The organism is Vreelandella subterranea (genome assembly GCF_900111305.1).
Classification (GTDB): domain Bacteria; phylum Pseudomonadota; class Gammaproteobacteria; order Pseudomonadales; family Halomonadaceae; genus Vreelandella; species Vreelandella subterranea.
Genome location: NZ_FOGS01000002.1, coordinates 217,094 through 230,492, shown reverse-complemented (window position 1 = coordinate 230,492; position 13,399 = coordinate 217,094). Strand labels below are relative to the sequence as shown.

Annotated in this window: 10 protein-coding genes; 7 read left to right on the top strand and 3 right to left on the bottom strand. The window is 58.9% G+C overall.

All coding sequences use genetic code 11. The features are described from left to right. The first annotated feature begins 19 nt into the window (after positions 1 to 19). The 7 genes from BMX75_RS03920 (at position 20) to BMX75_RS03890 (ending at position 8,732) form a co-directional block, all read left to right on the top strand. Complete coding sequence (locus BMX75_RS03920; protein ID WP_092825457.1) at positions 20 to 1,522, top strand: DUF3375 domain-containing protein; 1,503 nt, start codon at positions 20 to 22, stop codon at positions 1,520 to 1,522. A 2-nt stretch (positions 1,523 to 1,524) separates the two neighbouring features. Further along, positions 1,525 to 2,304 carry a DUF4194 domain-containing protein gene (locus BMX75_RS03915; RefSeq protein WP_092825455.1) on the top strand — a complete coding sequence of 260 codons (780 nt, stop codon included), beginning with the start codon at positions 1,525 to 1,527 and terminating at the stop codon, positions 2,302 to 2,304. Further along, a complete protein-coding gene (locus tag BMX75_RS03910; protein WP_092825453.1) occupies positions 2,304 to 5,648 on the top strand; it encodes an ATP-binding protein in 3,345 nt (1,114 codons plus the stop codon). The genes BMX75_RS03915 and BMX75_RS03910 overlap by 1 nt, the downstream gene beginning before the upstream one ends. After that, positions 5,632 to 6,777 (top strand): Wadjet anti-phage system protein JetD domain-containing protein, encoded by a 1,146-nt coding sequence (locus BMX75_RS03905; protein WP_092825451.1) that lies wholly within the window; start codon positions 5,632 to 5,634, stop codon positions 6,775 to 6,777. The genes BMX75_RS03910 and BMX75_RS03905 overlap by 17 nt, the downstream gene beginning before the upstream one ends. 150 nt (positions 6,778 to 6,927) lie before the next feature. Beyond that, the gene (locus tag BMX75_RS03900) at positions 6,928 to 8,064 is read left to right on the top strand and encodes a hypothetical protein (protein ID WP_245748336.1); all 1,137 of its coding nucleotides are present in this window, start codon (positions 6,928 to 6,930) and stop codon (positions 8,062 to 8,064) included. 40 nt (positions 8,065 to 8,104) lie between these two features. Beyond that, the gene (locus BMX75_RS03895) at positions 8,105 to 8,344 is read left to right on the top strand and encodes a type II toxin-antitoxin system Phd/YefM family antitoxin (RefSeq protein ID WP_092825449.1); all 240 of its coding nucleotides are present in this window, start codon (positions 8,105 to 8,107) and stop codon (positions 8,342 to 8,344) included. 1 nt (position 8,345) lies between these two features. Further along, a complete protein-coding gene (locus BMX75_RS03890) occupies positions 8,346 to 8,732 on the top strand; it encodes a type II toxin-antitoxin system VapC family toxin (RefSeq protein ID WP_092825447.1) in 387 nt (128 codons plus the stop codon). A 111-nt stretch (positions 8,733 to 8,843) separates the two neighbouring features. On the opposite strand, the gene BMX75_RS03885 is transcribed toward BMX75_RS03890, so the two are convergent. The 3 genes from BMX75_RS03885 to atzF all read right to left on the bottom strand — a co-directional run bounded on the left by BMX75_RS03885 (position 8,844) and on the right by atzF (position 13,363). Then, positions 8,844 to 10,919 carry a pyrroloquinoline quinone-dependent dehydrogenase gene (locus BMX75_RS03885; protein ID WP_092825445.1) on the bottom strand — a complete coding sequence of 692 codons (2,076 nt, stop codon included), beginning with the start codon at positions 10,917 to 10,919 and terminating at the stop codon, positions 8,844 to 8,846. 10 nt (positions 10,920 to 10,929) lie between these two features. After that, positions 10,930 to 11,295, bottom strand: a complete 366-nt coding sequence (locus BMX75_RS03880; RefSeq protein WP_092825443.1) for a hypothetical protein — start codon at positions 11,293 to 11,295, stop codon at positions 10,930 to 10,932. Between the two features lie 244 nt (positions 11,296 to 11,539). Then, positions 11,540 to 13,363, bottom strand: a complete 1,824-nt coding sequence (gene atzF, locus BMX75_RS03875; RefSeq protein WP_092825441.1) for an allophanate hydrolase — start codon at positions 13,361 to 13,363, stop codon at positions 11,540 to 11,542. Positions 13,364 to 13,399 lie beyond the last annotated feature (36 nt).

Below are 13,399 nucleotides of genomic sequence, written 5' to 3'. Positions count from 1 at the left end.
AGTCCGGCTAGGTATGACGATGGATAGCAACCCCCAGCAACGCACGCGCCACTATATCGCTGCCCGCAAGCAACACCCCGCCTGGCTGTTGCTGGCATCCCCCCGTGCCCCCTTGGTACTGGGTTGCCTGACCTCGCTGTTTGAATTCAGCGAAGACGGTATTGCCGAGGCGGATGCGTTGGAGGCGCTATCGCAGATGCTGGGGCGTTATGCCGAGCAGGATGAGTACGCCATCGACCCCGACAATACGCGCCTGCAGGCCGGGCGTGAGTTGCGCCAGTGGATTCGGCGGGGACTGGTGACCGAACGTGGTCAGCGCTTGTATGCCACCGACGCTTTGTCAGCGGCGATTCAGTTTATCGACTCGCTGGATAATCGCATTATGACCTCTACCGCCTCGCGGCTGTCGGTGGTGCAGCGTGAAATCGAAAACCTGGAAGTGGGCCTCAACCCCAATCCAGAGAGCCGTAAAGCGTCGATTCGGCGCAAGATCCAACAGCTGGAGAGCGAGCTGGCCGACGCGGAAGCTGGGCATGTGCCGGTGCTTTCCGAGGCGGAGGCCATTGAACGTATCCGCGAGGTGTTTAATCTCGCCACCGGGCTGCGGGCCGATTTTCGCCGGGTGGAAGACTCCTGGCGGGAGGCTGATCGCGCGTTGCGCCAGTCGATTATGTCCGAGCACTACCACCGTGGCGATATTGTCGACCGTTTGCTGGATGGTCAGGAAGCGCTGCTGGATACGCCGGAAGGGCGCGTGTTCGATAGTTTCCTCCAACAGCTGCGCCAGACCGCGGCGCTGGATATGATGCGCCAGCAGCTACGCACCATTCTCGTTCATCCCGCCGCGGAAAAAGCCCTTAACCGTTTACAGCGCCAGGATCTCAAACTGCTGCGTATGCGGCTGATACTGGAAAGCCAGTCCGTATTACAAGCCCGGGCGCGCAGCGAAAGGGATGTCAAAGGGTTTATCAAGACCGGGCTGGCCGCCGAGCACCACCGTGTCGGCCAATTGCTCAATGACATTCTCAACACCGCCCAGGATCTCGACTGGCAGCGTCAAAAGGTGCGCCGGTCAGACGTAGCGTCGTTGCCGCCCTTGGGCTTTGCCTTGGGTAACTTGTCGGTGGTCGAGCGGCTGCGTTTCAAAACGCTGGAAAACGAGCAGGATGAAGCGCTGGATCTTGCCCAGCAGGAGAATGACTTGAGCGGTATTGAGGCCGAATTCTGGGACTCCCTGGATGGTCTGGATCGCGAGGCCCTGGTGCAGGAGACGCTGGCGCTGCTGGCAGCGGAAGGGCGCCCCCTCACCCTGGCGGAGCTGGCCGAGCGCCTGCCGCCCAGCCACGACCTGGAAACCCTGGCGCTATGGCTGGGTATGGCCCGGGAAGCGGGCATTGAGATAACCGAGCAGGACGTTCAAGAACTGGTCATCACCGACGATGAACACTGCGACTGGGTGTTCCGGGTACCTGTGGTCACCTTGAGTGAACAGACCCTAAACGGTATCGAGTGGGAGTTTTAAGCATGGCAGGCGTGTTTGACCAAATTGTCCGGCAGCAGGAAGCGGATGAGACCCGCGAAAAAGAAGTGCTTGATCAGTTTGATGAACCAACTGATCAAGCACATACCGGTTCGGCAATAGACGCCGCTGGCGAAACGACGTGGGAACATGAGGAGCATGTCAACCATGATGCCTCCGCCCGTACCGACGTTAAGCTGCGTGAAGTGGCTCAGGAACTGCTCCGCATGGGACTCTTGGAAGAGCGCCAACGGCCGTATCACTACCGTGCGGCCCTTGTTGCCATGGAGCGGCTTAATGCCACGCTTGAGCCGCTGGATTTATGCGCCCGCGCCGATGAGGTTCGGGGGCTGGTGTTTCTGGCGGTACGCCATGGGGATGCCGATGAGCCCCAGGATGACTGGTCGCACCCGCTGGTGCGCAAGCAGCGGCTGAATCTGGAACAGACGTTACTGGTGGCGATTTTACGCCAGTACTTTATTGCCCACGAACAGGAAGCGGGTACCGGCGCTGACGACGCCATGGTGGCGGTTGACGAGCTGATTCCACAGATGCAGGTGTACCTGGGTGAAAGTGGCAGCGAGGCCCGGGAGCGCACCCGCGTACTGCAACTGCTCGATCAACTCAAAGGCCACGGCCTGGTATCGGCGCCGGACAGCCACGAACGGGTAGCTATCCGGCCGATGATCGCCCACTTGGCCAACCCGGAAAACCTCACCGCCTTGCTGTATGAGTTAAAGGCACGGGTAACCGCGGAGAGCAGTGACCAAGGGGAGAGCGCGTAATGACCACCCCCACGCTTACCCAACCTTCGCTACTCGAAGATAACCAGGAGAGCGGTTGGCAACTGGCCCCAACCTATATTTTGCAAACTCTGGAGCTGTTTAACTGGGGCGGCTTTGGCGGTATGCATAAAGCCGATATCGACGCCCAGGGCAGTGCGATTATTGGCCCTACCGGCAGTGGCAAGACGACCCTGGTGGATGCGCTGATGACGTTGCTCACGGCCAACCCCAAATACAATCTTGCCTCTACCGGTGGCCATGAAAGCGACCGGGATCTGGTCTCCTATGTGCGCGGGGTGAGTGGCCCGGGGGATGGTGGCGAGGGCCAGTCGCATATCGCTCGACCCGGCAAGACCGTGACCGGCCTGGTGGCAACGCTCAGCAACGGCGAAAGCCTGGTGCGTATTGGTGCGCTGCTATGGTTTGACGGCACCAGCATGTCACCGTCGGATATGAAAAAGCTATGGCTGTTCAGTACCGCCCCCGAGCATACCTTGCAACGCTGGCTGACGCTGCAACAGGAAGGCGGTATGCGCGCCTTGCGGCAACAGGATAAAACCGATACCGGGATCTGGACGTACCCCAGCAAAAAAGGCTTTCTAGCCCGGCTGCGGGACTTCTTTGAAGTGCGCGACAACGCCTTCAACCTGCTTAACCGGGCGGCAGGGCTAAAACAGCTCAACAGTATCGATGAGATTTTTCGCGAGCTGGTGCTGGACGATAACGCCCAATTTCAGCGCGCCCGGGAAGTCGCCGACAGCTTCGATGATCTCACCGCCATTCATGAAGAGCTCGAAATTGCCCGCCGCCAGCAGCGCTCCCTGGAACCCATCAACACCGGTTGGGAGAAGTACCAGCACAACCAGACACAGTTGGATGACCAGGAAACGCTCAGCCGGGTGCTACCGGTGTGGTTTGGCGAACAGGCTCACCGGCTGTGGAAGGCCGAAGCCGAGCGACTTCAGCAACAAACCCAGCAGGCCGAGGTCGAGTTAGCGGCAGCCGAAGAGCAGTACGATCATCAACTGCAAAGCTGTGAGCGCTTAAATGAGGCTTATCTGCGCCTGGGCGGTTCGGATATTCAGACCCTGGAGGCGCTGGTTAAGGAAAAACAAGCTAACCTGGAGCGCTGCCAGCGTCATGCGGCAGAGTACCAGCGGTTGGCGCGTTATCTGGCGTTTGATGATGCCATAGACCGTGAGGCGGTAGCGACCAACCAGATGCTGGCCGCCGAGCAGTTACAGCACGCCCAGCAGGCCCTCGAAGCCGCCCGACAGGCCGCCTTTGAGCAGGGCAGCCAACGCTATCAGATCGAGCGCGAAGGCAAAGAGCTGCAGGATGAACTGGCCGAGGTCAAAGCACGCCCCGGGTCGAATATTCCCGGTCGCTTCCAACAATTCCGCGCTCTGCTGGCCGACGCCTTGGAACTTACAGAAGATGACCTGCCCTTTGTGGCCGAGCTGGTGCAGGTGAAAGAGGGCGAGCAGGCCTGGCGCGGCGCGATTGAACGGGCGATCGGCAGCCACCGGCTGCGTATTCTGGTGCCGCCGGAGGCCAGCCGCCTAGCGCTAGACTGGATCAATAGCCGTCACAACGCCCTGCATGTGCGCATCTTTGAAGTGAAACCTGCGCAAGGCCAAGCGCGTTTTTTTGAGGATGGCTTTACCCGCAAGCTCGATTACAAGGAGCACCCCTACCGAGAAACGGTGAAAGAACTGCTGGCCGGGCTGGACAGGCACTGCGTTGTCTCACCGGAGGCGTTGCGAGAGACCCCCCATGCCATGACGGTGGAGGGGCTGATGTCGGGCAAGGCGCGCTTTTTTGACAAACAGGATCAAAAGCGGCTCAGTGACGACTGGCAAACCGGCTTTGATAACCGCGACCGGCTGGCGGCCTTAAGCGCGCAAATCAGAGAAGCGGAAGCACGCTTGCAGAGCGCCAAGGCGGCAGAGGAGCAGGCGAAGGCCTCACTGGCTGCACTTGAACAGCAGGTGGTGTTGTTAACAAAGCTGGCAGAGTTGGACTATGAGGATATCAACGCTTCCCACGCCGAGCGTGAATGGCAGCAGCAACGGGATAAACTGGCCGCCTTGACCGCACCCGATTCCAATGCGGCGACAGCCAAACGCCAACTGGAGCAAGCCCGCGATGAGTTGGCCACGCTGGAGCAGCAAAAAACGCAATGTATCAAGCAGTGCGCCCAGTTAAACAACCGGCTGGAGACCGCCCAAAAAGAGCAGCAGCGAGCGTTTCGCAAAAGTGAAGCAGGGTTGAAGGAAGCTGAGCGTACTCTTGCCGACGCCTATTTTTCGCCTCTCAATCCACAGCAGCTGGCTAACGTTGATGAGCTGGAGCGCCAAGCTGCCGCCGAGTTGCAACAGCAGCTGACCACCCTGCGGGCTACCCAAAGCCGGGTGGAAAAAGAACTAGTAAAAGCTATGTCGGATGCTCAGCGAGAAGACCGCGGGGCGCTATCCGAGGTTGGGCGCGAGCTGGAGGATGTGCCCGACTACCTGGCCCGGCTCAGGGTGCTCACCGAAGAGGCCCTGCCGGAGAAGCAGCAGCGTTTTCAGGCCTACCTGACCGACTCTTCCGACCAGGGCGTTTCACAACTGCTGGCCACCATTGATGGGGAAGTGGAGCGCATCGAAGAGCGGCTGGAAGATCTTAATAACACCCTACGGCGGGTGGACTTCCAGCGCAGCCGTTACCTGCAGTTGGTGGCCAACAAGGTGGTGCATGAAAGCCTGCGCACCTTTACCCGGGCCAACACGGCGCTCGCCTCGTCGCGGTTTGTCGAGGATGGCGGCGAAAGCCAATACAAAGCACTGCAGAATATTATCGCCCTGCTGCGCGATGCCTGCGAACGCCAGCGCACTTTGGGAGCAAGAGCGTTATTGGATCCGCGTTTTCGCCTCGAATTTAAAGTCGCCGTGATTGACCGTGCCGATGGGCACGTGATTGAAACCCGTTCGGGTTCCCAGGGTGGCAGCGGCGGCGAAAAAGAGATTATTGCCTCCTATGTACTCACCGCATCGCTCAGTTACGCGCTGTGCCCAGACGGCAGCCCGCGGCCGCTATTCGGCACCATCGTCCTGGATGAAGCCTTTGCGCGCAGTTCGAATGCCGTGGCTGGTCGCATCATTGCCGCACTCAATGAATTTCACCTTCATGCGCTATTTATTACCCCCAATAAAGAGATGCGCCTGCTGCGCAAACACACCCGCTCGGCGGTGGTGGTGCATCGGCGTGGCAATGCCTCCAGCCTGACGCCGATCAGTTGGCAGGCGCTGGATGCGGTGCGGGAAAAGCGTCGCAAGCGACCCGATGAAAACCCCCTCTGATATCGCTGGCCGCCTGGCCAAGCAATGGCAGCAGCCCTTTTGGCGGGTAGATCGCTTGTTGTCCGCTGATAGCTGGCCGCTGGTGCTCACCATCGGCAAGCCAACCGGCCGCCAGTTCGCCGAGCAGACCGGATTAGTGCAGGCTCATGTGCAGCGCTGGCGGCAGGTAGCGGTGGGCGAGGTCGTGTGGGACAAGGTGCGTTTCCGCGCCGCCGCCGAGCCGGTATCCCTCCCCGTGCAATGGGTGCTGCATCAGCCCTCGGAGTGGGCGGCCGCTACCGATGATGCCCAGGTGCAACAGGAGTTTGCCGCCCTGGAAACCCTGGTGGCAGGTGTCAATCGGCGCTACCGGGAAGTTTTCGTTCGCGAGCCCGGTCTATGGCGTAACAAAGCGATTGACGAACTTATTGACGCCGCCCGCTTAGCGGATTTAATGCAGCCTGGCATGGCCGAGGGCCGCCCATTAAGGCTGCTCAAAGGGCTCGGAGTGGACACCAAGTTTATCGAGCGCCATGCGCTGTTACTGACACGACTGCTCGATGAGCGCTACGACGGTATGGCCAGCCAGCTAGGCTTGAGCGGCTTTCTGAATGCCCCCGACGATAAAGACCACTGGCTGTTAGTCGTGCCGTTGGAAAAGGGTCTATTGCCTTTTCAGCGCCAGCGCATCACAGCCAGGGAGCTGGCAGACACTTGCCTGCCAGGCTCGCGGGTGGTGGTGGTCGAAAATGAGCGGTGTGAGCACTTGCTACCGGCCATGCCTGACACTGTGGCGATTCTTGGCGCAGGGCTGGATCTGCAGTGGCTGGCAGGGGCGGCGCTGCAACACAAAGCGGTCGGCTATTGGGGCGATATGGATACCTGGGGACTTGTGATGCTGGCCAGGGCCAGGCAGTCGTTACCCACGATTACACCATTAATGATGAGCGAGACCCACTTCACGGCATTTTGCCGAGACAACGCAGTGTCGGAGCCGGTACCCGCCGAGTTGCCTACCGCTGGCCTGAAAGAGCGTGAAGTGGTTTTTTTCCATTTTCTTAAAACGCAGCTCCAGGGGCGCTTGGAGCAGGAGTATCTGCCGGTGGCAGAGGTGCAGCGTGAGTTGCTGGGGTGGTTAGAGGTTCGATAGCTTATTTAGGCACCTATCCTGGGATCGAGGGGAAATTGCCGAGAGTACCCGCTGTCAATTGTTAGCTTTACGCGTATAAATAGCCTGATAGTAGCGCCGCAGCGGGAGACAGACATGCGTACTGGGTGGTCGATAAGGGCTGGATGGTTAATGGTAGCGATCGCCATTTTGGTGGCGGGGATACTAACCACCGTAGCCTCCCATGAGCCGTTCGAGTCCAGGCTGGTGCGCCTGGAAGCTCAGCGGGCGCTGCCCACGCTAGAGGCATCGCTTGAGCAGGCGTCGCCAGAGCTCAACGCGCTTTTTCTTGACTATGCTGACGATCAGGCGCTGTGGATGAGCGCTTCTTTGGCGATTTTACGCCACGGCGACATGGCCAGCGATGTGCTGGTGGCGTACGGCTTATCGCCCCAGTTTCAGCAGGTGCTGGTGCGCTTTGGCGCCGACGCCGTACTGCCTATCAGCTACTTTCGTAACCATGATGTCGCGACACTTAGGGCTCGGCACTGGATGGGAGAGCGCTTCCAGCAGCTTAGTCATTGGTGGAGCGATGAAGAGGGTGACGCGGATTCGGCGTTCACCCCTTACCGCCGCGGCCAGATGGGGGTTGCGTTGCTGGACACCAATGGCCATGCACTGCTTAACCAGTTTGTGGTAGATGACGAGGGGAACGTTGAGTGGCTGCAAGGCGAGCGGCTGGTCTCGGGGGTTGGCGATTTCTTTACCAGTGGGCTGCGTGAGCTTGAAAGCCAGTGGCGGCGGGGCGATGCCATTGGCGCCGCCGATCTAGGCTGGGCGGGTGTCGATCTACTGGTCATGGCCAGCACCGCTAAGGTGCTGCGGGCAGGCAGGGCCGCTCGTGCTGCCCGGGTGGGCAGTGTGGAAGCCCAGGGCGCTCGCGCGGGTTTGCGCCAGGGAATTGTTGCTTCAGGCGGGCGTTTTGCGACCCTGCCGCGTATGGCCAAGGTTACCGCGGTCGCAGGTACCGCCTATGTGGTGGCTCGCCACCCAAGTCTGGTCAGCGCGCTGGGTGCCAACCTGTCGAATTGGCTGGGCTGGCCGGTATGGTTGGGCCAGTTTCTTGTCTGGCTGGTCGTGCTACTGCCAGTACTGATAGTGGCGCGACTGGCTTATCGCTGGCTGTTGACGCCGCTGCTGTGGCTGCTGGTGCCATTGATGCGACTCTGTTTTAGAACAGCTAACCAAGCGTTAGCGAGGCGTACTCAAGAACAGAAAAAGAGCCGGGATGAAAAAGAGGCTAATTGCAAACCGTTCTATCTAAACTAAACTAGGTCTAGTTGGTTAAGCCGTATTGGTAGAGGGCATTATGGAAGCGATCAATATACATGAAGCCAAAACGCGTTTATCGCAGCTAGTCGCACGGGCTGCAGAGGGTGAGGGGTTCATTATCGCCAAAGCGGGTAAGCCGATGGCGCGTGTGACGGCGATTGACAGCCCCGCTTCTGGGCAGCAGAAGCGCCTGGGATTTTTGGCAGGGCAGTTTAGCGTACCTGATGATTTTGATCGTATGGGGCAGGAGGAAATAGCCGAGATGTTTGGAGGCTGATGTGAATCTGCTGCTGGACACGCATATTTTACTGTGGGCGGCGGTGTCACCAGAGAAGCTCTCTGCTGATGCGCTATCGCTGATCAACGATGATAACAACAGGCTCTATTTTAGCGCCGCCAGCATTTGGGAAGTGGTCATCAAGAACGGCCTACAGCGCCCTGACTTTCACGTTGACCCGCATTTGTTACGAAGAGGGCTGGTTGATAATGGTTATTTAGAACTCCCCATCAGTGCATTGCATACTCTCAATGTTGCTCATTTACCAAGCATCCACAAAGATCCTTTTGATCGGATTCTGGTGGCCCAGGCCGAAGCCGAAGGATTTTTGCTGCTTACTGCGGATGAGCTGGTAGCTAAGTACGATGGGCCAATAAAACAAGTATAGGTGATAACGGATAGCGGCTTAATTCCAATTCCTTTACCCACGTCTAACTGTATAACCAACGGGGCGGCCTTAAGGCCGCCCCGTTGGTTTTCTATTGATCAACCGCAAGCGTTATTCCGGCAGGGCGTAGACCGTAATTTGATCGCCCACCTGATCTTTCAAGATGCTGTTACCGCCTGAGACAAAGGCAATGTATTCGCGGCCGTTGTATTCATAGACTGCCGGATTCGAGACGGAGGGGGCTTCGGTCTGATCCGACCACAGCTCCTCGCCGGTTTCCAGGGAGTAGGCACGCACCTTGGCATCCATGGAAGCGCCGATAAAGATAACGTTGCCAGCAGTTACCGCCGGGCCACCGATGGTGGGCGAGCCCCAGCTTTCGGGCATAAAGAAGCCATATTGCTGTGAAGCACCTACCGGGGTTCGCCACTTCACGTCGCCGGTCGTCATATCGAGAGCGACCAGTTCACCGAAAGGCGGCTCCCAGCAGGGCATGCCGAACCGGTTGAGCGCCACCTCAAGGCGCATGCCGTAGGGCGCGCCTTCCTGGGGGGCAAAGCCGCTCTCGTTGCCGGATGTTTTATTCGCTGCCTCATAGTCTTCGCGATTATAAAGCTTTATGTACTGCACAATATGCGAGGTGTTGACGATGGCGGTCTCGCTTTGTGGGTCAAAGGCGACGCCGCCCCACTGGACACCACCTGCACTGATGGGGTAGCCAAGCGTGCCTTCACCTTGGGTAGTGGGCGGGGTGTACATGCCTTCGTAATGAAGGTCGTCCCACAGCGCCGAGCACTCTCCAAAGCTGACCGCATCGGCCAGCGCCCAGACCTCGGGTTTCTCGGACTGGTCTAGCAGTGGCGCTGGTTTGGTCGGGAAAGGCTGTGTCGGGGCGTACACTTCGCCCTCGACCAAGCCGTCACCGCCTGGCACAGGGCGCTCTTCAATTGGCCAGATGTCTTCGCCGGTTTCGCGGTTGACGACGAAAAGAAAGCCCATCTTGGTTGCCTGAATCAGCGCCGGGATCTCCTCGCCATCGACGGTAATGTCCATTAACGTTGGGGCGGCATTAATATCGTAATCCCAGATGTCGTGGTGAACCCACTGCCGCGACCAGGCCACTTCGCCAGTCTCGACATCCACCGCGGTGGTCGATGTGCCCAGAGGTACGTCTTCGGTGCGGTTGCCGCCCCAGTAGTTCGGCGATGGCGAAGAAACGGGTAAATACACCAAACCAAGCTCTTCATCGGCGGACATGTGCGTCCAGACGTTGGCGGTACCGCTCTGCTCACGCATCTCATCAGACAGCGCCTGGAAGGTCCATTCGCGCTCGCCGGTGCGGGCATTGATGGCAAATACGGTGCCGGGCGGGGTCTCTTCATAAGCCCAATCCATGCCGGCCCAACCGAGTATCAGGCGATCACCTACGACGGTCGGAGGCTGCAATAGCGACAACGGCCATTTGTCATTGGTGTCATTCCACTGATTGACGTCGAGTACGCCGTTGTCGGCAAAGTTCGCGCACCGTTCGCCGCTATCGGCATCCACTGCGAAGAGCTGAGCATCCATGGTGCCCATATAGACGATTTTCTGGCAGGGTTCGCCTGCTTGCGGGTCGTCAGCTTCCCAATAAGCCACGCCGCGGTTCTTCAGGGCGGGCTGGGTCAGTGCTTCCAGGGTGGACTGGGTATCGAAGCTCCATTTCTCTTCCCCGCTTGCTGGGTCAAGCGCCAGGATCCGGTAGAACGGTGTGCCAATATAAAGCGTGTCGTTGGCAAACACCGGCGTGGCAGACCAGACCGTCGCGGGTAAATCGCCCGAACCATCGGCGACATCGCCGGTATGGACTTCCCACACCTTCTCCAGCTCGCCGACGTTGTCGGCGTTGATTTGATCAAGCGGGCTGTATTTCTGGGCATTGAGCTGACCGTGGAAACTGTCCCAGATCGGCTCTCCAGGTACCAAGGGGGTGGGGGCGGTGCTAGTCGCTTCTTCCGGCGTAGGTTCTTGCTGTGCTGATGCTTGCTCTTCTGATTGCTCTTGAGCAGTAGATTGCTCCTGCTCTTCTGACTGCTCCTGGGCCAGTAGTGTCAAAGGCGCAAGGCAAAGTGTCAGGGTGGTAACCGCCGCTAATCTGGACCTGGCAGATTTAAACGGAGTGCTTGTGGCGGATAAAAACGTCGTCATGAGCAGCTCCTTAAGAATGGGTGAGGCGTGAATGGTGCGCCGGGCGAAACAGGTCAAGAAGCAGGCCGATCAGGCCCACCGCCATCGCAACGCCGATCCACCACTGATGGAGCAGCATGGCGGCGAAAAATGTTCCGCCGAGGCCTATAAGAATGAGTATCCGCAAGGCAATGGAAGTGCCACGCCCTTTTACAGTTGCAAGAAGTAGGGCCAATACTGCAAGCGCGATACAGGCCACGATGGCAACCAGCGCGCCGAGTGTTCCCGTGACCCCGGTCAGCGGGGTGAAGTAGGCATACAGAGCGACGGCAAGACCGGCGAGTGAGGCTATCAGAAGGAGAATAGCGCCCGATTTTGGAGAGAAGGGTGACGACATAACGTGTTGGCCTCCTGATGATTGAGGTAGCCAACATTGAGGCTAAGTCAATGTCGGAAATCATTAGCCCTATAACTTTAGCAGAAAACGATGCTTTTACGACCTTAGTAGGCCACTTTGAAGATGCTAAAAGACCCACTTTTGGCGCAATCACTTCGGCAAGTGCGTCGTTAGTGGGCCTTGAATCACTGCCAATGACATTATGACCTAGAGGCTTTTGAGAACAGGTAGGCAGGTTGCTGGTCTAGCCGGTCTGGATTTTCAACCACTCGCGCCAGCCGCCAAATTCGCTGATATCCTCTGCTTCGCCCCCTTCATTGAGTGCCCCTGCGGTGCAGATAAAGCCGCATTTCCAACTGCCGTCGGCAAGCTCTACCTGACCTAGACCCAGCGGAGCAGGAATGCCTGCTAAAAAGCTGCCCAGCATCTCAACCGGCAAGCGCCACACTTCCACTTCAATGGCCTGGCCGTTGGCGTCGCGTACCATCGCCGGGCGTTTGGGTGGCCCGCCTGCCAGGGCAAACAGCTTGTAGCGCGGCGCGCTCTGAGTGCTGCTAACCAGCACACCACCGCGTTCGGTCAGTTGATGGTTAAGCGGCAAGCCCTGCAGGTGGGCACCGCACACGACCAGCTCCATGCTACCGTCCTGGGCATGGGGCAGTGGCGTCGCGAGCGCCGGATGAGCAATGCCAGTGGCACCTAACGGCAACATTAAGCGGGCTTCGAGGGCGCGGCCCAGGGAGAGCAGTTTCAAATCGTCGAATACCGGCCCGAATAGCGTCACGCCCACCGGCAGGTCTTGTTCGGTAAAGCCAATGGGCACGGCCAGGGCGCTGTAGTCGAGGAGGTTCATAAAGTTGGTCCAGGTACCCAGGCGTGAATTCACGCCGATGGGGTCCGCCGCCACCTCTGCCTTGGTGGGGTGGGTCACCGTGGTGGGGGAGAGCATTACATCCACCTGGCCGATTAATGCGTCGGCCTGACGCTTGTACTCGGCGAGTTTATAACGGGCATCAAAGGCGTCCACGGCCAGCGGCGTGGCACCACCCTGAGTAATCTGGAAAGTAACCGGATGCACCGCCTCTGGGTGGCTCTCCATCAAATCGCGAATTACATGATAGCGCTCGGCTACCCAAGGGCCTTCATAAAGCAGGCGCGCTGCGGCCAGAAGGGGCGAACAGTCCAGCTCGACTTTCTCGCCGCCAAGCGCTTCAAGCTCGGCAACCGCCTGGTGCATGCCCTGGGTGTAAGCGCCATCGGTTTGCCACTGCGATTGCGGCGGTACCCCAAAGCGAAACCCAGCAGGCGCCTTGCCGTAGCGCTTACCATGCACTGCAAAGTCGTGGCGGCGTGACCAGGCACACTGGTCGTCATAGGCAGCGGTGATGTCGAGCACTTTCGCCGCATCGTCGGCGGTAAGCGTAAACAGGCTGATCGTGTCGAGCGTCGCGCAGGCAGGCACCACGCCGCGGGTGCTGAGTAGCCCTAAGCTGGGCTTAACTCCGTATAAATTATGAAAGCAGGCGGGGACGCGTCCGGAACCCGCCGTATCTGTGCCCAGCGCAAAGCTCACCATGCCCGCAGCGGTGACCACCGCCGAGCCGCTGCTGGAACCGCCGGTAATATAGTCGGGGTTGAAGGCATTGGCCGGTACACCGTAGTCACTCAGGGCGCGCTCACCCACCAGGCCGGTGGCGAACTGGTCCAGGTTGGTTTTACCCATGGGGATCGCGCCCGCATCGATCAGCTGCTGCACCACAAAGGCGTTTTCTGTTGGCGTGTAAGCATAGGCCGGGCTGCCTGCCGTGGTGGGAATGCCCGCCAGGTCGATGTTGTCCTTCATCGCAAAGGGAATGCCGTAAAGCGGCAATGTCTCCGGTGACTCGCCTTCCAGGCGCTTTAAATAGGGTTCCAACTGCTCACGGCTCAAGCGAGTAATCCAGGCAGGCTCGCTGCCGTGTGCGTCGGCTTGCGCAAGCAGCGCGTCGATTAACGTTGGAGGGGTGAGCTCACCCTGCTTGTAAGCGGCAAGAAGGTTTTGGATATCGAGTGCTAGGCGCTGTGTCATAAGAAAAATCCTGTCGTTATAAACCGTGGCGGAATG